18 protein-coding genes are annotated in these 18,957 nt (G+C 70.4%); 11 read left to right on the forward strand and 7 right to left on the reverse strand.

Annotated elements, in window-relative coordinates; all coding sequences use genetic code 11:
* The first annotated feature begins 111 nt into the window (after positions 1-111).
* The 8 genes from BKA14_RS39295 to BKA14_RS39330 all read left to right on the forward strand — a co-directional run bounded on the left by BKA14_RS39295 (position 112) and on the right by BKA14_RS39330 (position 9,952).
* A complete protein-coding gene (locus tag BKA14_RS39295) occupies positions 112-1,494 on the forward strand; it encodes an Hsp70 family protein (RefSeq protein WP_184955783.1) in 1,383 nt (460 codons plus the stop codon).
* Positions 1,495-1,503: 9 nt separating this feature from the next.
* Positions 1,504-2,409, forward strand: a complete 906-nt coding sequence (locus BKA14_RS39300) for a TIGR03619 family F420-dependent LLM class oxidoreductase (RefSeq protein ID WP_184955784.1) — start codon at positions 1,504-1,506, stop codon at positions 2,407-2,409.
* A gap of 762 nt (positions 2,410-3,171) precedes the next feature.
* Positions 3,172-4,197 (forward strand): ABC transporter permease, encoded by a 1,026-nt coding sequence (locus BKA14_RS39305; RefSeq protein ID WP_203722192.1) that lies wholly within the window; start codon positions 3,172-3,174, stop codon positions 4,195-4,197.
* 31 nt (positions 4,198-4,228) lie between these two features.
* Complete coding sequence (locus tag BKA14_RS39310) at positions 4,229-5,974, forward strand: ABC transporter substrate-binding protein (RefSeq protein ID WP_184955785.1); 1,746 nt, start codon at positions 4,229-4,231, stop codon at positions 5,972-5,974.
* Between the two features lie 171 nt (positions 5,975-6,145).
* A complete protein-coding gene (locus BKA14_RS39315) occupies positions 6,146-7,123 on the forward strand; it encodes an ABC transporter permease (protein WP_184955786.1) in 978 nt (325 codons plus the stop codon).
* Between the two features lie 46 nt (positions 7,124-7,169).
* On the forward strand, positions 7,170-8,258 hold the full coding sequence (locus BKA14_RS39320) for an ABC transporter ATP-binding protein (RefSeq protein ID WP_184955787.1): 1,089 nt from the start codon (positions 7,170-7,172) through the stop codon (positions 8,256-8,258).
* A 12-nt stretch (positions 8,259-8,270) separates the two neighbouring features.
* Positions 8,271-9,329: an ABC transporter ATP-binding protein gene (locus BKA14_RS39325; protein ID WP_184955788.1), complete on the forward strand. Its 1,059-nt coding sequence runs from the start codon at positions 8,271-8,273 to the stop codon at positions 9,327-9,329.
* 5 nt (positions 9,330-9,334) lie between these two features.
* A complete protein-coding gene (locus tag BKA14_RS39330) occupies positions 9,335-9,952 on the forward strand; it encodes a carbohydrate-binding protein (protein WP_239092683.1) in 618 nt (205 codons plus the stop codon).
* A gap of 29 nt (positions 9,953-9,981) precedes the next feature.
* Here BKA14_RS39330 and BKA14_RS39335 read toward each other — a convergent pair whose 3' ends face one another.
* From BKA14_RS39335 to BKA14_RS39355, 5 genes are all read right to left on the reverse strand, one after another.
* Complete coding sequence (locus BKA14_RS39335) at positions 9,982-10,353, reverse strand: Hsp20/alpha crystallin family protein (protein WP_184955789.1); 372 nt, start codon at positions 10,351-10,353, stop codon at positions 9,982-9,984.
* A 189-nt stretch (positions 10,354-10,542) separates the two neighbouring features.
* Entirely contained in the window at positions 10,543-11,187 is a 645-nt protein-coding gene (locus BKA14_RS39340; RefSeq protein WP_184955790.1) for a response regulator transcription factor, read from the reverse strand.
* Between the two features lie 14 nt (positions 11,188-11,201).
* On the reverse strand, positions 11,202-12,491 hold the full coding sequence (locus tag BKA14_RS39345; RefSeq protein WP_184955791.1) for a sensor histidine kinase: 1,290 nt from the start codon (positions 12,489-12,491) through the stop codon (positions 11,202-11,204).
* Between the two features lie 124 nt (positions 12,492-12,615).
* Positions 12,616-13,371 (reverse strand): ABC transporter permease, encoded by a 756-nt coding sequence (locus tag BKA14_RS39350; protein ID WP_184955792.1) that lies wholly within the window; start codon positions 13,369-13,371, stop codon positions 12,616-12,618.
* Positions 13,368-14,093 (reverse strand): ABC transporter ATP-binding protein, encoded by a 726-nt coding sequence (locus tag BKA14_RS39355; protein ID WP_184955793.1) that lies wholly within the window; start codon positions 14,091-14,093, stop codon positions 13,368-13,370. The genes BKA14_RS39350 and BKA14_RS39355 overlap by 4 nt, the downstream gene beginning before the upstream one ends.
* 96 nt (positions 14,094-14,189) lie before the next feature.
* Here BKA14_RS39355 and dinB point away from each other — a divergent pair, with 96 nt between their 5' ends.
* Positions 14,190-15,365, forward strand: coding sequence for a DNA polymerase IV (gene dinB, locus BKA14_RS39360; RefSeq protein WP_203722189.1), 1,176 nt, complete (start codon positions 14,190-14,192; stop codon positions 15,363-15,365).
* 116 nt (positions 15,366-15,481) lie between these two features.
* Complete coding sequence (gene cobF / locus BKA14_RS39365) at positions 15,482-16,237, forward strand: precorrin-6A synthase (deacetylating) (protein WP_203722188.1); 756 nt, start codon at positions 15,482-15,484, stop codon at positions 16,235-16,237.
* On the opposite strand, the gene BKA14_RS39370 is transcribed toward cobF, so the two are convergent.
* A complete protein-coding gene (locus tag BKA14_RS39370) occupies positions 16,231-16,740 on the reverse strand; it encodes a hypothetical protein (RefSeq protein ID WP_184955796.1) in 510 nt (169 codons plus the stop codon). The genes cobF and BKA14_RS39370 overlap by 7 nt on opposite strands.
* A 93-nt stretch (positions 16,741-16,833) precedes the next feature.
* Here BKA14_RS39370 and BKA14_RS39375 point away from each other — a divergent pair, with 93 nt between their 5' ends.
* Positions 16,834-17,451, forward strand: a complete 618-nt coding sequence (locus BKA14_RS39375) for a lipoprotein (protein ID WP_184955797.1) — start codon at positions 16,834-16,836, stop codon at positions 17,449-17,451.
* Here BKA14_RS39375 and BKA14_RS39380 read toward each other — a convergent pair.
* A complete protein-coding gene (locus tag BKA14_RS39380; RefSeq protein ID WP_184955798.1) occupies positions 17,438-18,763 on the reverse strand; it encodes an MFS transporter in 1,326 nt (441 codons plus the stop codon). The two genes, BKA14_RS39375 and BKA14_RS39380, sit on opposite strands and share 14 nt — an antisense overlap.
* Positions 18,764-18,957: the final 194 nt, after the last annotated feature.

An 18,957-nucleotide genomic window follows, 5' to 3' on the forward strand; every position in this document is an offset into this window, starting at 1 on the left:
TCTGTCGCGTCGGTGACGAATGTTAACTTGGCGCTCAGATATACCGTGCTACTGCTGGTCCAGGGGGCGGCCTTGACCGAGCATCCCGACGCATACCCTTTTTTCCATCGTGTGGTCGGGATCGACCTCGGCACCAGCTCGTGCGCGGTCTCGGTGTGGGACGGCAGCCGGCTGCTGATGGTGCGGGGGCCGACGGGCGCGGCCACGATCCCCGCCGCCGTCGGGCAGGACCGGGCGGGCCAGGTGATCGCCGGGGTGCCACCGGCCGACGACGCCGAGAACGTGATCGCCGGCATCAAGCGACGCCTGGGCAGCGGTGAGAACGTGCGCTTCCGCGGCCGCTCCTACCAGCCCCGCGAGGTCTGCGCGTTCCTGCTGATCGAGCTCAAGCGGCAGGCCGAGGCGTTCGTCGGCGAGCCCATCCACGACGCGGTGATCACCGTCTCGGCCGCGGCCGGTGAGGCCCAGCGGCGGGCGCTGCGCGAGGCGGCCGGGCTGGCCCAGCTCAACGTGCGGCGGCTGGTCGAGGACCCGGTGGCGGCGGCCATGGCGCTCGGCGTGGAGGCCCGGCCCGGCACGTACGCGATCTACGACCTGGGCGGCGGCACGTTCGACGCCTCGATCGTGCGGGTGGCCGACGGCACGGTCGACGTCCTCGGCACGTCGGGCGACCAGCGGCTCGGCGGCGACGACTTCGACGAGCTGATCGTCGCCTACGCCCTGCGGCAGATCCGCGAACGGCACCACGTGGACCTGAGCATGGACCAGACCATCAGGCAGCGGATCCGGTGGGAGGCCGAGATCCGCAAGCGCGAGCTGACGGTGGCCGACCACACCATGCTCGAGCTGCCGGTGCTCACCGCCACGGTCAGTGCCAGCGTGCCGCTGAGCCGCCGTGCGTTCGAGGCGATGATCGAGCCGGATGTGCAGCGCTCGCTCGACCTGCTCACCGAGGCGATCGCGGCGGCCCGGGCGGCGCACGGTGTGGGCTGGGGCGACATCGACGAGGTGGTGCTGGCGGGCGGCTCGACCCGGATCCCGGCCATCCGCGACCGGCTGGCCGGCTACTTCGGCTGGGGGGCGGCCCGCATCCGGGTCGACCTCGACCCCGACGAGATGGTGGCCCGCGGGGCCGGGCTGGTGGCCCGCGACTACGAGCCGGCGTCGCTGTTCGAGGGCTCGCCGGTCGGGCTGCTCAGCGCCAGCCTGCGGTTGCGGGCCGAACTGGCCGGGCCCGAGGCGCCGGTGACGGCCGAGGAGCCGGCCGAGACGCCCGACCCGCCCGGGCCGCCGGGCCCGCCCGCCGAGACGCCGGCCGACTTCCGCCGGGTCGCCGAGGCCACGTACATGCTGTTGCTGCAGGACGGCGACATGGGCGCGCTCGGGGCGGCGTACGGCGCGTTCATCGCCGCGGTGCAGGCCGCGGCGCCCGACACCCGCCTGACCGAGCTGGGCCGGCAGCTGAGCGCGGAGTTCGAGCGCACGTCCGGTTAGGCTCCGGACATGCTGATCAGTACGGGTGCCCCGGTGGCGGGGGCGTGGGCCGAGCCGGCGTTGCTGGGCGAGTTCGCCGAGCGGGCCGAGCGGCTCGGCTATCACGGCCTCTGGTCCTTTCAGCGGCTGCTGGTCGGCGTCGATCAGCCGATGCTGCCGGTCTATCACCACGTGCTCGACCCGCTGCTCGCGCTGACCTGGGCCGCCGCCCGCACCAGCACGATCCGCCTGGGCGTGGCGGTGATCAACATCCCGTACGTCTCCCCGGTGTACCTGGCCAAGCAGGCGGCCACCCTCGACGTGCTCTCCGGCGGCCGGTTCGACCTGGGCCTGGGCACCGGCTGGTCGCAGCCGGAGTTCGAGGCCACCGGGTCCGACCCGAACCCGCGGGGTAAACGCCTCCGGGAGTATCTCGAGGTGCTGCGGACGCTCTGGAACGACCCGGTGGCGTCGTTCGAGGGCGACCTCTACCGGGTGCCCGAGAGCACCGCGGCCCCGCGTCCCGTGCAGCCGGGCGGCCCGCCGGTGCTGCTCGGGGGCACCGCCGACGTCGCGCTGCGCCGGGCCGGCCGGCTCGGCGCGGGCTGGGTGAGCAGTAGCCGGCTCGGCTTCGACGACATCTCCCGCGGCGCCCAGATCGTGCGGCGCGCGGCCGAGGAGGCGGGCCGCGACCCGGACGCCGTCCGGATCGTCGTGCGCGCGGTCGTGCGTCCCGGACTGCGCGACGACGCCGTCCCGCTGTCCGGGGACTGGGATCAGATCCGGGCCGGCGCCGACCGTTACGCCCAGGCGGGGGTTACGGAGCTGTTCTACGACCTCAACTGGGATCCGGTGATCGGGGCGCCCGGCGCCGACCCCGCGGTGGCCCGGGAACGGGCCGGCGAGATCCTCTCGGCCCTGGCCCCGCGCCCCTGACGATCACTCTGCGTCGCCGCCCCGCTCGCGGCTTGCCGCAACCTGTTCACCGGGTGTCGCCGCAGCGAACGCGGGGGGTGGCGGGCGTGTCCGAGGGTCGCTGCGCGTCGCCCGCAGGTAGCAGGTTGTCGATGGGTCGGCCGCATCGGGGAAGACGCGCTTCGAAGTCTTATATAGCGTCGAATGGAGGGGGCATTCGTTATCGAAATGGCGGTCGTCTTCCTTTGAACGCCTTTCCCGGCCTTACGGGGCGTAGTCCCGGCGACACGCCGGGCGGGTGGAGATCACCGTCGAACCGCGTCCCGGAACGCGGGATGGCCGTCGATACGCCCCCGGAGTGCCGTACGAACCGAAGATCTTGCGCTACCAGGGCTCATGTACCGGAGGAAACCACGGCGATCGCTCGCCAAGATCGTTGCGGTGGCGAAACCGGCCCGAAACAGCGGCCTGCCGTGTCACGAACCGGACTTCCATAACTTTGCGCAACAGTACGATTGCCCTCTGGCTTTCCAAATCGGACATCAGGTGCAAAGATGATCGTCGTTACGGGTGATTTAGGGGGCAGAGTGGTAGTTCGCGCCCTGCAGGGATGGGACTAGTTGTGAGGCCAGGCATCCACCGCTTTCAGCGGGCTGTTATTCATTCGATGCGTCAACTCATTTCCTACGAGCCAGTTCCGGGCTACCTTTCCCAGCGCAGCATCCGAATACCTCTCACGCACGACGCATGTGAGGTGTGTCGTCCGATGGAGGTGACCGACGCGTGGAACCGCTGATCGAGGAAGCCGAGCTTGCCCGGGCCGGCTCCCCGACCGATGCCATGGCGAGCCCGGCCGTCGACCCCGAGAAGAAGGTCGACACCCGGCGTAAGTCCCCGACCCAGATCGCCTTCGCGCGTCTGCGCAAGGACAAGATCGCGGTGATCTGCGCGAGCATCTTCGGGTTCTTCGTGCTGATCGCGATCCTCGCGCCGCTGCTGACGAAGCTCGAGGGGCAGGACCCGACGACCCTGCACCAGGATCTGATCGACCAGTACGGCTATCCGACGATCGCGCCGAACGGCGAGCACTGGTTCGGCGTCGAGCCGCGCCTGGGCCGCGACCTGTTCGCCCGCTTCGTCTACGGCGCCCGCCCGTCCCTGATCGTCGCGGGCACGGTGACCATCGTGACCACGCTCATCGGTGTGACCATCGGCTTGCTGGCCGGTTTCGTGGGCGGCTGGCTCGACCGGATCGTCTCCTGGGTCATCGACTTCGTGCTGAGCCTGCCCTACCTGCTGTTCGCGATCGCCGTCCCGGCCGTGCTGCTGACCATCTTCGTCGGCACCTCGGAGGACGCGGCCGCAGAGGACGTCGCCAACGCGCGCTTCTTCTCCCTGATCATCGTCCTCTCCTTCTTCGGCTGGGCCAGCCTCGCGCGATTGATCCGCGGCGAGGTCCTCTCCCTGCGCGAGCGAGAGTTCATCTCCGCGGCCAAGGTGCTCGGTGTGCCGACCCGCAAGATTCTCTTCAAGGAGCTGCTGCCCAACCTGGTGGCTCCCATCGTCATCTCGGTGTCGATGGCTCTACCGAGCTACATCGTCGTCGAGGCGGGCCTGACCTACCTCGGCGTCGGCCTGACCGAGCCGACGCCGTCCTGGGGCCTGACGATCGCCGCAGCCCAGAACTACTACCGGGCCGATCCTCTGTACCTGTGGATCCCGGTTCTCGCCATCACGATCCTGGTGCTCTCGCTGAGCCTGCTCGGTGACTCGATCCGTGACGCATTCGATCCCCGCACCCGACGGTGACGTGGTGACGCCCCGTATGAGAAGAGGAGAAATGGCAAGGCGATTTAACGTTGCCGTGGCGGCCACCGCCGCCCTGGCGCTTGGCGTGGCCGGCTGCAGCAGCCCGTCGTCGAACAACGACGCGACCGGTGGCAACACCGACTCGGGCAAGATCACGCAGCAGGCCAACGCGACCGACCCCAACGCCAAGGGCCCGGCCAAGGAGATCGAAGGCGCCCGCCCCGGCGGCGTCCTCAACGTGCAGGCGCAGACCACGCCGAACACGTTCGATCCTACGGACATCTACTACGTCGACTCGAACCAGATCGGCAAGCTGCTGTTCCGTACGCCGACCCAGTTCGACATCCGCGACGGCAAGCCCACCCTCGTCCCGGACCTCACCGACCTGGGCACCCCGTCGGCCGACAAGCTGACGTGGACCTTCAAGATGCAGCCGGGCATCAAGTACGAGGACGGCACCGAGGTCAAGGTCGAGGACCTGGCCTACGCGATCAAGCGGTCGTTCGCCCACGACATCTACGTCAACGGCCCGACGTACCAGCTGTCCTACTTCAAGGACGGTGACAAGTACAAGGGTCCGTACAAGGACGGCGACAACTACGCCGGTGTGGAGACCCAGGGCACCGACACCCTGATCGTCAAGCTGGCCAAGCCGTTCCAGGACCTCCCGTTCTTCATGACCTTCCCGATGTTCACGCCGATCCCCAAGGCGAAGGACACCCGGCAGGAGTACAAGAACAAGCCGCTGGCCACGGGCCCGTACAAGTTCAAGAGCTACCAGGCCGGCACCTCGCTGGTGCTCGAGAAGAACACCAACTGGGACCCGAACACCGACCCGGCCCGCCACCAGTACCTGGACGGCTTCAACTTCCAGTGGGGCGGCGACGCCATCAAGTCGCAGCAGGCCATCCTGAACAGCAACGGCCAGGACGCCAACGCGATCAACTACGACGTGCTCGACGCCTCGCTGATCCCGCAGCTGACCGGCGAGAAGAAGAACCAGCTGGTCCAGGGCGAGAGCCCCTGCACGATCGTCTGGCAGCTGGACAGCCGGAAGATCCCGCTCGAGGTGCGTAAGGCGATCGCCAAGGCGTATCCGAACGACCAGCTGTGGAAGGCCTACGGCCTCAACGAGTACGTGGCCGAGGCGGCCAGCACGGTCATGCCGCCCTCGGTTCCGGGCTACGAGAAGTACACCCCCGTCCCCGACCTGACCGGCACCGGTGCCGGCGACCCGGCCGCCGCCAAGGCGATGCTGGAGGCCGCGGGCAAGGTTGGCTTCGAGGTCAGCTACTACTACGACAACACCAAGCCCGTGCAGCAGCAGCTGAGCCAGATCCGCTCGGACGCGCTGACCAAGGCCGGCTTCAAGGTCAAGCCGATCGGCGTCTCCACCGCCGACCTGCGCACCAAGAAGGGCGACTACGACGCCCCGGTCAACATGGGTCAGAGCCCGGCCGGTTGGTGCTCGGACTGGCCCGCCGGTGGTTCCTGGTTCCCGGTGCTGTTCCGCTCGCAGAGCATCGCCGAGGGTCAGAGCTGGGGCATGCTGAGCGACAAGGCGCTCGACAAGGAGATCAACGACACGGCCAACCTGCCGGCCGACCAGTCGACCCCGAAGTGGGCCGCCCTGGACAAGAAGATCATGGAGCAGTACGTCGCCATCCCGTGGTACTACGACAAGCTGGCGGTCGTTCAGGGCACCAACGTCGGCACCACGACCGGTGACCCGACCATGGGCATGCCGAACTTCAGCAACATGTACCTGAAGAGCTGAAACAGCAGTAGATAGCTAGAACCCCGGGGTGGTCCGGTCCGCGCAAACCGGCGGACGGGACCACCCCGGGCGTGAAAGTAGCCTCTCGGCGTGCCGGGCGACCGGCACGGCGCGCCGTGATCAGAGAATCCGGGACATCCACCCGGCGCCGTGTGGAAAGAGGAGCAAGCGGTGCTGCTGTACATCCTGAAACGCGTCCTGAGCGCGATCTCCGTCGTGATCGTGACGCTGGTGGCCAGCTTCGCGTTGTTCTTCCTGGCGCCCACCGACCCGGCCGGCGTCATCTGCGGCCCGCGCTGCACCCCCGAGCGCCTGGCCGACATCGAGGCCAGCCTCGACCTGGACGAGCCGGCGATCAGCCAGATCGGCAGTTACATGAAGGGCATCGTGGCCGGCCGCGAGTACAGCAGCGGCGGCACCACCCGCGAGTGCGAGGCGCCCTGCCTGGGTTACTCGTACACGCTGGGCCAGCCGGTCACCAAGCTGCTGGCGGCGGCTCTGCCGGTCACCGTCTCGATCGTCGTCGGCGGCGCGGTCGTCTACCTCATCGTCGGCGTCCTCGCCGGCACGATCGCCGCGCAGGTCCGGGGCACGTCGCTCGACAAGCTGGTGGTCGGGTCGACACTGATCGTGCAATCGATCCCGTACTTCGTCTTCGCCCTGCTCGTCGCGCTCTACGCCACGTTCCTGCCGGATTCGGGCTATCACCCGTTCCTCGACAATCCCCTGACGTGGGCCAGCGGCCTGCTCGCGGCCTGGCTCTGTGTCGGCCTGACGAACGCCGCCGCCTACACGCGCTACTCCCGGGCCTCCATGATCGAGGCGCTGGGGCAGGACTTCGTGCGTACCGCCGCCTCCAAGGGCATCAGCCGGCGGCGCGTCGTCTACCGGCACGGCCTGCGCGCCGGCCTCACCCCGGTCGTCACCATCTTCGGCATCGACCTCGCGTTCCAGCTCACCGGCGCGATCTTCACCGAGAGCATCTTCAACCTGCCCGGTCTGGGTCAGCTCACCCTGCGCGCCTTCGGCCAGTACGACCTGCCCGTGCTCATGGGCGGCGTTCTGGTCGGCTCGGTGGTACTAGTGGTGATGAACCTCGTGGTGGACATCGCCTACACCTTCCTCGACCCGCGGGTGCGTCTCGGATGATCCCGGTCCGCATCCTTTCCCCACTCCGCAGCACGAAGGCGGCAGCATGAGCGACCAGAGCATTCAGGCCCCGCACACGGTGACCCGCGTCCCGCGCACCGCCGCGGCCGGCGAAGAGGCCTACCTCGAGGTCACCGACCTGCAGGTCCAGTTCCCGACCGCGGACGGCCTGGTCCGCGCGGTGCAGGGGCTCAGCTACTCGGTCCCGCTGCGCCGCACGCTGGCCATCGTCGGCGAGTCCGGCTCGGGCAAGAGCGTCTCCAGCATGGCCGTCATGGGCCTGCACGACCGCAAGGTCGCCCGCATCTCCGGCTCTATCAAGGTCGGCGGCCGCGAGATCGTCAACATGAGCGACAAGGAGCTCGAGGGCTACCGCGGTGGCGACGCCGCGATGATCTTCCAGGACCCGCAGTCCTCGCTCCACCCCTACTTCACGATCGGCGACCAGATCACCGAGTCGTACCGGGCGCACAACAACGTCAGCAAGCGCAAGGCCAAGGACCGGGCGATCGAGATGCTGGGCCGGGTCGGCATCCCCAACCCGCGCCGCCGCGTCGACCAGTATCCGCACGAGTTCTCCGGCGGCATGCGCCAGCGCGCGATGATCGCGATGGCGCTGGTCAACGACCCCAAGCTGCTCATCGCGGACGAGCCGACCACGGCCCTCGACGTGACCGTGCAGGCCCAGATCCTCGACCTGATCTCCGACCTGCAGCGCGACTTCGGCTCCGCGGTCGTCTTCATCACCCACGACCTGGGTGTGGTGGCCGAGATCGCCGACGACATCCTGGTCATGTACGCGGGCACCGCGGTCGAGCACGGCCCGGTCAACAAGATCCTGGGTGAGCCCCTGCACCCGTACGCGTGGGGTCTGCTCGAAAGCATCCCGGCGCTCACCGGCGAACCGCAGCCGCTGCATCCCATCCCCGGGTCGCCGCCGAGCCTGCTGGCCGTGCCGAGCGGCTGCCCGTTCCACCCGCGCTGCGAGTTCAAGGACCGCGTGCCCGGCGACCTCTGCACCACCCTCAAGCCCGACCTGATCCCGCGGACCGCCGATCTGGGCCGCACCTCGCGGTGCCACCTGAAGGAACCCGACCAGGTGTTCCAGACCGAAATTCTGCCCCGGCTGCCGTAAGAGGGACCGATCATGAGCACAACCACCACGCCCACCAAGTCCGGGGTCCGCTCGGTCGAGGGCGCGCCGCTGCTCCAGCTGGACGGCGTGAAGATGCACTTCAAGACCAAGGGCGACGGGTTCTTCGCCCGCGGCACCAAGTGGGTGCAGGCCGTCGACGGCGTCGACCTGACCATTTCGCCCGGCGAGACCGTCGGGCTGGTCGGCGAGTCCGGCTGCGGCAAGTCCACGACCGCGCGTCTGATCACGCGGCTGCTCGAGCCCACCGGCGGGCAGATCCGCTACCAGGGCGTCGACATCGCGCACATGAACGAGCGGCAGTTGCGGCCGTACCGGCGCGAGATCCAGCTGATCTTTCAGGACCCGTACTCGTCGCTGAACCCGCGGCACACCGTCGGCACGATCGTCGGCACCGCGCTGCGCACTCACGACATGGTGGCCAAGAGCGGCGAGCTCAAGCGGGTGCAGGAACTGCTCGAGGTGGTCGGCCTCAACCCGGAGCACTACAACCGCTACCCGCACGAGTTCTCCGGCGGTCAGCGCCAGCGCATCGGCATCGCCCGCGCGCTGGCCGCCCGCCCCAAGATCATCGTGGCCGACGAGCCGGTCTCCGCACTCGACGTGTCGATCCAGGCCCAGGTCATGAACCTGCTGGAGAACCTGCGCAAGGAACTCGGCATCGCGTTCGTGTTCATCGCGCACGACCTCGGCGTGGTGCGGCACTTCTGCGACCGCATCGCGGTGATGTATCTGGGCCGCGTCGTCGAGGAGGGCCCGCGCGACTCGCTCTACGAGAAGCCGCAGCACCCGTACACGCAGGCGCTGCTCTCGGCCGTGCCGGACATCGGCGTGGTCCGCGGCGTGCCCCCGAAGAACCGGATCCGCCTGGTCGGCGACGTGCCCAGCCCTGTCGACCCGCCGTCGGGCTGCCGGTTCCGTACGCGCTGCTGGAAGGCGCAGGACATCTGCGCGACCGAGGACCCGGCCCTGATCGAGCGGGCCCCGGCCCAGCGGGTGGCCTGCCACTTCGCCGAGCCGCCGGCCGAGTCGATCCTCGCCGAGACGGCCTGAGCGGGGTGTCTCAGCCGAACCCGTCCGTCTATCGCACCAAGGCCTACCGGGTCCGGCAGCGCTCGCTCGTCGCGCTGGCCGGGCTCGGGCTGGTGGCCGTGGGTTACGGCCTCGGCCGCTGGCAGGACTCGCCGGCCCCGGCCGCGGCCCTGCCCCCCGTAGTGGTGAACGAGCCGTCGGTCGCTCCGTCGTCGCCGGCACCCACCACCGAGCCGCCGACGCCGACGGTCTATCCGAAGCTCGAGGCCGAGGCGGCCGACGGCAACCAGGGCATCCAGTCCCAGGTGACCGAGGACGAGGGCGGCGGGCAGAACGTGGGGTGGATCGCCAACGGCGACCAGCTGCGGTTCGACGACGTCGACTTCGGGCCGGTGCCCGCGACCAAGCTCGACGTGCGGGTGGCGGGCGACGCCGAGGGCGGCAAGATGGAGATCCGGCTCGACGGCGCGGATCAGCCGGCGATCGGGACGCTCAACGTCACCCGGACCGGCGGGTGGCAGAACTGGCGGACCGACCAGGTCGACATCACGCCGACGACCGGCAAACACACGGTCCATCTGGTCTTCGTCCGCGAGGACGGCAACGAGTTCCTGAACATCAACTGGCTGCGGTTCGTGCATTGAGAAAGCCGCGCCCGTGGGCGCGGCTTTCCTCAAACGGTGGCCAGGACCGGTTCCCGTACGACCGGGATGTGCAGCGTCACGACTCCGTTGTCGCACCGGGCCTCGAGGCGATCGGTGTCCAGACTCTCCGACTCGCGCAGATCGACCTCGCGGGTCACGGGGGCGCTCGCCGGCTGACCGGCCTCGCCCTCGGCCGCGCGACGCTCGGCCCGAATCGTCAGGACGCCGTCGTCCACCGAGACGTCGATACCGGCCCGGTCGATGCCCGGCAGGTCGATATCGACAAAGAAGGTCCCGTCGATCCGATACGCGGCGAGCCGCGCCCCGGAACTGCGGGTGCTGTCGAACACGCGGCACGTGAGCTGGTCGAGCTCGCGCACCGTCGCGCCGTGAGGCGACATGGTGGTTCCTCCAGGCGGAGTTCTTCTCTGCTGGAACCGAGCGGGGTGGGCCCGGTCCGGTTATGACCAACGGAGATTGTGGTCCCCCGATTCCCGGATGGACATGACCGGCGTCACGATACGCCCGAATACTTCGTTACGATCCGTTGTCGTTGAGGGGTCCCCGCTGACACCGAGCGTGACCGGCGGTCATCCCTCGATGTAGCGCAGCACGGCCAGTACCCGGCGGTTGTCGGTGTCCGAGGGCGGCAGGCCCAGCTTGGCGAAGATGTTGGCCACGTGCTTCTCGACGACGCCGGGCGTGATGACCAGGGCGGCCGCGATCCCGGCATTGGACCGGCCCTCGGCCATCAGGGCGAGCACCTCCTTCTCCCGTACGGTCAGGGCCGCGCTCCGGCCGGGGGCGGACCCGGCCCGCATCAGCTGACCGACCACTTCCGGATCCAGCGCGGTGCCGCCCGAGGCGACCCGGGTCAGCGCGTCCACGAAGTCGGTGACGTCGGCCACCCGGTCCTTGAGCAGATAACCGACGCCGGACGGCCGGTCGGCCAGCAGGCGGGTCGCGTAGCGGGTCTCCACGTACTGCGAGAACATCAGCACGCCGACGCCGGGATGGTCGCGCCGGATGTCGATCGCCGCCCGCAGGCCCTCGTCGGTGTGGGTCGGCGGCATCCGGATGTCGACCACGGCCACGTCCGGCTCCTCCGCGGCGACGGCGGACCGCAGGGCGTCGGCGTCGGCCACCGCCGCGCACACCTCGAAGCCGCGGTCGGTCAGCAGCCGGACCAGGCCCTCCCGCATCATCGCGGCGTCCTCCGCGATCACCACCCGCATGCCGTCGCCTCCGTTCATGCCTGCGTGGGCAGTTCGATCTCGACCCCGGTCGGGCCACCAGCCGGACTGTGCACCCGCAACCGGCCGTCCACCACCCCGACGCGGCGGGCCAGACCGGACAGGCCGGGACCGTCCGGATCCGCCCCGCCCGCGCCGTCGTCCTCCACGGTCAAGCGCAGGCGGGCGCCGGACCCGGTGACGCCGAGCGCGATGCGCGACGCCTGGCTGTGCTTGGCCGCGTTGGCGAGCAGCTCGGCGGCGCAGAAGTAGGCGATGGTCTCGATCGCCGGGGCCGGGCGGCCGGGCAGCTCGACGCTCACCGCGACCGGGATCGCGCTGCCCGTCGCGAGCGTGGCCAACGCGTCGCCCAGACCGTTGTCGAGCACCGGTGGGTGGATGCCGCGCACCAGCTCGCGCAGGTCGGCCAGGGCGTCCTTGGCGCCGCGGTGGGCCAGCGCGACCAGCTCACGGGCTTGCGCGAGATCGGGCGGCGGGCCGTCGGCGCCGAGCTTCTCGGTCGCCATGCCGAGGTTCAGGGCCAGCGTGGCCAGCCGGACCTGGGCGCCGTCGTGCAGGTCCCGTTCCAGCCGGCGCATCATCGTGGCCGCGTCGTCGATGGCCCGGGCCCGGCTGACCTGCAGCTCGCGGACCCGCTCGGCCAGCCCGTGCGGGTCCAGCAGCCGGCGCTGGGCGGCCACGTCGAGGGTGGCGCCGGCCCGCATCAGCCAGGGCGCGACGAGCAGCATGGCCAGGCCGGCGGCGGCCACGACCAAGGTGCCGGCGAACGACCGCGTGCTGATGATGCCGAACGGCGTCAGCGCCCCCACCGGGCCGAGGGTGGTGCCGGGCGGGTGGTTGCGAAACAGCGGCCACCACACCGGGTAGCTCAGGTTGACCAGGCCGAAGACGTAACAGAAGGCGCCGTAGCCCTGAGGTACGGCCAGTGGCACCTTGAGCAGGCAGTAACCGACCGCCCGCCAGCCCGGGCCGGGCGCCGGGGCGTCCACCCGCTCGCCGAGCAGGCGATGGGCGAGCCGGCGGTGCACGGTGGCCAGCACGCGCCCGGCCGGGCGGGCCAGCACGACCAGCAGCACGACGGTGAGCGGGAACAGGACCAGGAACACCGGCGCGACCACGGGCGCCGGCTGCTGCGCGAAAGCGCCGGTCGCCCACAGGATCAGCACGGCCGCGCCCGGCAGGATCGCGGGCACGGCCAGCACCGCGAGCGCGCTGACCACGCCGGCGACACAGAACACCAGGAGGCGCAGAGCCGTCGAGGTGAACGGGGCGCGCAGCGCGGTCATCGCACCATTGTCGCCGGTCACGCATCCCGCCGGTTGTCGCCGGTCGCGGGGTCCAGCCGGTTGTCGCCGGTCGCGGGGTCCAGCCGGTTGTCGCCGGTCGCGGGGTGTTGCCCGCTGTCGCCGGTCACGCGTCCCGCCGGCGGAGCAGGACGCCGCCCAGCGCGACCGCCGCCGCCGCGTATCCGCACATCAGCAGCACGCTGCCCGTGGCCGGGAACAGTCCCGGAGTCGGTGTGATCACGGCGATCGCGTTGAGCAGCATCAGCAGCGGCATGAAGCGGCCGACCGCGATGCCGCTCTCGCCGAACATCCCGACCACGATTATCGGCACGAACATCAGGGCGAACAGGATGCCGACGGCCGCACCCGAGTGCCGCACGATCGTCCCCACCCCCAGCCCGATCAGCGCCGTCGCCGCCAGGTAGGCGCCGGTCAGCAGCACCGCGCGCAGGATGACCCCGTCACCGAGGGAGGCGGCCGGGATGGCGGTGCCGCGGATCGCCAGCTGCCCGCCTAGATAGCCGGCGAAGCTCGCGACCAGGCCGGCCGTGAGCGCCGCGCCGCCGCACACCACGGCCTTCGCGATCAGCACGGTCCGGCGCCGCGGCACGGCGGCCAACGTCGAACGGATCATGCCGCTGCCGTACTCACCGGTCACCATGAGCACGCCCAGCGCGCCCAGGAGGAGCTGGGCCAGGAGCGCGCCGCTCAGGCTGTTGTTGAAGATCTGGGCCTCGGTGGCGATCGGTGTGTGCGACCGATAGCCGAGCCCGACCCCGGTCCCGGCCGCGGCCATGGCGACGATCGACACGGCGGCCAGCCACCACGTCGACCGGACACTGCGCAGCTTTATCCATTCCATCCGGATTGCGCTGTTCATGCCGCCTCTGCTCCTCGGTAGTCGGTGGTTTCGGAGGTCAATCGGAAGAACGCGTCCTCCAGGCTGTCGCCGCCCGCCGCGAGCTCGGCCACTGTCGTCTCGGCCAGCAGCCGGCCGCGGCCGATCACGACCAGCCGGTCGGCGGTCAGGGCCATCTCAGCGATCAGGTGGCTGGAGACGAACACCGTCCGGCCTTCGGCCGCCAGCCCGCGCAGCAGGTCCCGGATCCACCGGATCCCCTCCGGGTCGAGCCCGTTGACCGGCTCGTCGAGCATCAGCACGGCCGGGTCGCCGAGCAGGGCCACGGCCACGCCGAGCCGCTGGCGCATGCCGAGCGAGTACGTGCCGGTCCGTCGCCCCGCGGCCTCGGTCAGGCCGACGATGCGCAGCACGTGCTCCACCCGCGTACTCCGCAGGTCGTTGCTCGCGGCCAGCGCGGTCAGGTGGGCCCGGGCGCTGCGGCCGGGGTGGAAGGCGCCCGCGTCGAGCAGCGCGCCCACCCTGGTCAGCGGCCGGTCCAGCTGCCGGTAGGGGACGCCGTCGATCAGCGCCGCGCCCGAATCGGGGGCGTCGAGGCCGAGAATCATGCGCATTGTTGTCGACTTGCCGGACCCGTTGGGCCCCAGGAAGCCGGTCACCACGCCGGGCTGCACCCGGACGCTCAGCCCGTCGACGGCGACTCGTCTTCCGTACCGTTTGGTCAGTTCGCGTAGCTCGATCACGTCACTGACGCTAGGAAAAGCCGCGGCCGGTCAGAAGCCGGAAACCACCCGGGGGTTTTCCACCATGCGTTCGAACAAGTGTTCTATAGTGTCGCCGTGGCGATCCTGCATGCCGACCTCGACGCTTTCTACGCGTCGGTGGAGCAGCGCGACGATCCCGCCCTGCGCGGGCGTCCGGTGCTGGTCGGCGGCGGTGTCGTGCTGGCCGCGAGCTACGAGGCCAAAGCTTTCGGCGTACGCACCCCGATGGGCCTCGCCCAGGCCCGCGCGCTCTGCCCCCGGGCCGTCGTGGTGCCGCCGCGCATGAAGGCGTACACGACCGCCAGCAAGGCCGTGTTCGAGATCTTCCGTGACACCACGCCGCTGGTCGAGGGCATCTCCATCGACGAGGCCTTCCTCGACGTGGGCGGCCTGCTCAAAGTCAGCGGCACCCCGCGCGAGATCGCCACGCGGCTCCGGGCCGAGGTGCGGGCCCAGGTCGGGCTGCCCATCACGGTCGGCATCGCGGGCACGAAATTCCTGGCCAAGGTGGCCAGCGCGGTCGGCAAACCGGACGGGCTGCTCGAGGTGCCGGCCGGCGGCGAACTGGTGTTCCTGCATCCGCTGCCCGTCGAGCGGCTGTGGGGCGTCGGCCCGGTCACCTCGGCCAAGCTGCGCGAACGCCGGGTCAACACGGTCGGCGACGTCGCCCGCATCGGCGAGGCGGCCCTCGTGTCGATGCTCGGCCCCGGCTACGGCCGCCACCTCTACGCGCTTTCCCACAATCAAGACCCCCGGCGCGTACGGGTGGGGCACCGCCGTGGCTCGATCGGAGCGCAATGCGCCCTGGGCCGCCGGCCGCGTCCGTTCGCCGAGATCGAGGCCACGCTGGACGCGTTGGTCGACCGCGTGACCCGGCGCATGCGTGGCGCCCAGCGGGCCGGGCGCACGGTCACATTGCGGCTGCGCTTCGACGACTTCGGGCGGGCCACCCGGTCCCGTTCGCTGCTCAAGGCAACCATGCAGACCCGCCTGATCCAGACGACCGCGCGCGACCTGCTGACCGAGGCGGCCGAGCTGATCGGCCTGCGTGGGCTGACACTGGTGGGGGTGGCGGTGAGCAACCTCGACGGGGACGGGCACGTGCAGCCGTCGCTGTTCGACGACGCCGAGGAGGACCGCTTGGATACGGCTATGGACGCCGTACGGGATCGCTTCGGCTCGTCGTCTTTGACCCGTGCGGCGACGATCGGCCGTGAACTGGGCCCGTCGGTGCCCATCCTCCCCGACTAGTCATGTGCTGGGGCGTTGCCCCTCCGGTGCGGGTGCTCCGCGGTGGCGCCGAGCGCGCGCCCCTCTGGTGCGGGTGCTCCGCGGTAGTGCCGAGCGCGTGCGGCACACTGGTGCGGGTGCGGAAGATCTATCTGATCGGGATCGGCGCGGGCGACCCGGACCACCTCACCCTGCAGGCGGCCAAGGCCATCGGGCGTACGGACGTCTTCTTCCTGCTCGACAAGGGCGAGCTCAAGGCCAGCCTGGTCGACCTGCGGGAACGAATCGTGCGGGCCTACTCGAAGCCGAGCCGCCGCATGATCACCGGCCGGGACCCTGACCGCGACCGCACACCCGCCGACTACGAGGGCACCGTCGACGACTGGCGCCGCCGGCGTTCCCTTGTCGTCGAGGAGATGCTGGTCGAGCACCTCAAGGAGGACGAGACCGGCTCGTTCCTGGTCTGGGGCGACCCCACCCTGTACGACTCGTCGCTCGCCATCCTCGAGGAGGTGCTGGCCCGCGGCAAGATCGACTTCGAGTACGAGGTGATCCCCGGCATCAGCAGCGTCTCGGCGCTCGCGGCCAAACACCGGGTGCCGCTGAACCGGGTCGGCCGGCCGTATCAGGTGACGACCGGCCGCCGGCTCGCCGAGGGCTGGCCCGAGGGCGTCGACGACGTCGTCGTCATGCTCGACGCCCAGCAGGCCTTCACCGCGTACCCCGACGTGGACATCTTCTGGGGCGCCTACGTCGGCACCGAGGACGAGATCCTGCGCTCCGGCCCGGTGTCCGAAGTGGCCGACGACATCGTCAAGACCCGCACGGACGCCCGGACCGAACACGGCTGGATCATGGACACGTACCTGCTGCGCAGGCGTGAGGATCAGTAGTTGACGGTGACCCCGGCAGCCTTGCACGCGGCCGTGAGGTCGGTGCCGCTCTTCTCGAAGCCGGGGGCGGCGAGCGCGGCCTCCGGGTTGGCGCCGGCCTTGGCCGCGTTCGCGCCGGCCTCGGTGGCCAGGGTCGAGAACGTCTTGACGGCCTTGCCCACCTCGGACTCGCTCGACCCGGCGGCGGCGGTCAGCTGGTCGGCCAGGCTGACCAGGATCTTCTGGTAGCCCGCCCCGTCCAGCTCGCCCTGGGTCTTCTGCATCTGGCTGATCAGCTCGGCCTTCATGGCCTTGTCGGCCTTGTTGGCGGCGTTGCAGATCGTCTTGTCGTCCGGAGCGTCACCGGCCGGGGCGGCGGCCTCGGTCGTGGCCGCGGGTGCGGCGCTGGTGGCCGTAGTGGCCGGGGTGCCCGAGGCCTCGGTGGCGTCGTCGCCGGCGCAAGCGGCCAGAGACATCAGCGAGGCGCCGAGGACGGCGGCGAAAGTGGTGCGAACGCGAAGCATGGAATCGAACCCCCGTACGGAAAAATGCTGTCGGCGCGGGACTGTAGCGGGGGGATAGAGCGAGATCAAATCACCGCCTACACTCTCGAACCCGTGAGACATCTAGCCCTGGCCGGCCTCAGCGCCGCCGCGTTCGCCCTGGCGGCTTGCGACTCGTCGTCGCCGGCCTCCACCCCGGACGCTTCCACCCCCGCTCCTTCCGCTCCCGCCGCTGCCCCGGGCGCTGCGACCGAGGCGGCCCGGGTCGGCGGCGCGGGCAGCGGATGCGAACTGCCCGTGACGTTCGGCGTGGCCGAGTCGTGGAAGCCCAAGGCGGTGGCCGTCAAAGCCGGCGACCCGCTGGCCGGACTGGCCCGGCGCGGCCCGCTCACCATGGTCTGCGAGATCGACGCCAAGCCGGCCGGCAACATCGGCTTCCTCCGCGTCTACACCGGACGGACGGGTGACCTCAAGGAAAACCTGACCGCCTACGCAGGCGACACCGCGCAGCAGAAGCAGTTCGCCGACGTGAAGATCGGCGGCCGGGACGGGCTCGAAGTGGTCTACAAGGCCAAGAACCCGCTCGAGGACGTGCTGGACCCCGAGCGGGCCTTCGCCGTGCCGACCAGCGCGGGCCTGGTCGTGGTGGCTCTCGACAGCCTCGACAGCGAGGAGTACGAGACCATGCTGCCGGCCTACGAACTGGCCAGGACCAGCCTCAAAGCGGGCTGATCGGCTCGCTGCTCGTGCCGGCCGGCGTGGTGCCTCCGGCGGTCGGCTCGGTGCCACTGCTGGGGCGCGGCTCGGTGCCTCTGCTGGGGCGCGGCTCGTTGCCCCTGCTGGGGCGCGGCTCGTTGCCCCTGCTGGGGCGCGGCGCGGTGGCCACGGCGTACAGGGCCACCGCGGGCAGCACGAACAGGCCCGCCACCGAAATGCCGGCCCCGATCGCGCGGCGCTGCGCCACGAACCCCGCCGGCGGTCCGCCCGCCACCTGCCCGAGCGCGTCAGCCTGGGACACGAACGAGAAAACCGTGGCCCGCGACTCCGGGGCGGTGGCCGAGACCAGCCAGACGTTGAGGATCGGGCCGGCCGTGTCCCGCAGCAGGCGCACGCCCAGATAAAGCCCGACCGCGGACCACCAGTGCCCGGCGAACCCGAGTCCGATCATGCCGGCGGCGGTGAGCGCCTGCACGACAGCCAGCACCCGCCCCACCCGCTGCGGCCGCACCACGTCGATCCACCGCCCGGCCAGCCCGGTGACCACGATCGAACCGGCCGCGGCCACGATCGCCAGGCCGCCGAAGACCAGCTCCACGGGCCGGCCACCGACGTACGGGATCAAAAACGGTTGGCTCAAGCGGTCGAAGCCCTCGCTGCTCATGCCGGCGAACAGCGTGCCGCCGACGATCGCGGCCAGGATCACATTGCCCCGGATCGCCCGCACCGCGGCGGCGACCTGACCGCCCGCCGACGACCTCGTGAACGTCTCAGGCCGGCGCCACCCGTCCTCCGTCATCAGCACGACGAGCAGGACGCCCAGACCCAGCGTGACAACCGCGCCCACGACGATGGGCAGGGCCGGTTCGACTGCCGTGAACGCCACCGCGGCCACGATGCCGGCCAGCGCCCCCGCCTGCGACACCTGGCCGCCACGGACGAAGGCCCGAGTCACCCGTTCCGGTTCGATCTCGTCGGCGGCCCAGGCCTCCTCGGCGCCGTCGACACAGACCGCACCGATCGCCCACACGACATTGGCCACGAGAATCGCCGCGTACGTGGGGAACAGGCCCCAGACGAGCAGACCCGCCCCCATGAGCAGATAACCCACGATCACGGAAAGACGCCGGCTGTACCGGTCGGCGATCACACCGGTCGGCACCTGCGCGACGAAACAGACGGCCTCCATCAGCGTGCCGACCAGCACAAGCTGAAGCGGCGACAACCCGACGACGGTCGCCTGATAGATCAAGTTGAGGGTGAAGGCGGTGCGGGACGCGAACGACCCGACACCGGAAATGAGCAGATAAAGCCGATAGGCGGACATGCAGAAGCGCTCCGGGATCGCAACGACCCGGTGCCGTGCAGTGTGGCGCCGCTACTAAAGGGTCATCAGCCCGGCAAGCGACACAGGGCACCGGAAAAGCCGACGATGCCGTGCGCAGTTGTCATGCCGAGATGGTGGCCGGGCGGGGGTGTCGTAGTCAACCGATTTATCATCCGCTCGCTGAGACCCGGCTG

Origin of the sequence: Paractinoplanes abujensis (assembly GCF_014204895.1) — a bacterium.
GTDB classification, from domain to species: domain Bacteria; phylum Actinomycetota; class Actinomycetes; order Mycobacteriales; family Micromonosporaceae; genus Actinoplanes; species Actinoplanes abujensis.

Bases quoted from the DNA above. Each gene is read 5' to 3' on its own strand.
- BKA14_RS39340 (WP_184955790.1), bottom strand. From the start codon at position 11,187: ATGCGGGTGGTGATCGCGGAGGACGCCGCGATGATGCGGGAGGGCCTG.
- BKA14_RS39300 (WP_184955784.1), top strand. From the start codon at position 1,504: ATGCTGATCAGTACGGGTGCCCCGGTGGCGGGGGCGTGGGCCGAGCCG.
- BKA14_RS39325 (WP_184955788.1), top strand. From the start codon at position 8,271: ATGAGCACAACCACCACGCCCACCAAGTCCGGGGTCCGCTCGGTCGAG.
- BKA14_RS39335 (WP_184955789.1), bottom strand. From the start codon at position 10,353: ATGTCGCCTCACGGCGCGACGGTGCGCGAGCTCGACCAGCTCACGTGC.
- BKA14_RS39350 (WP_184955792.1), bottom strand. From the start codon at position 13,371: ATGAACAGCGCAATCCGGATGGAATGGATAAAGCTGCGCAGTGTCCGG.
- BKA14_RS39345 (WP_184955791.1), bottom strand. From the start codon at position 12,491: ATGACCGCGCTGCGCGCCCCGTTCACCTCGACGGCTCTGCGCCTCCTG.
- BKA14_RS39320 (WP_184955787.1), top strand. From the start codon at position 7,170: ATGAGCGACCAGAGCATTCAGGCCCCGCACACGGTGACCCGCGTCCCG.
- BKA14_RS39370 (WP_184955796.1), bottom strand. From the start codon at position 16,740: ATGCTTCGCGTTCGCACCACTTTCGCCGCCGTCCTCGGCGCCTCGCTG.
- BKA14_RS39380 (WP_184955798.1), bottom strand. From the start codon at position 18,763: ATGTCCGCCTATCGGCTTTATCTGCTCATTTCCGGTGTCGGGTCGTTC.
- BKA14_RS39310 (WP_184955785.1), top strand. From the start codon at position 4,229: ATGGCAAGGCGATTTAACGTTGCCGTGGCGGCCACCGCCGCCCTGGCG.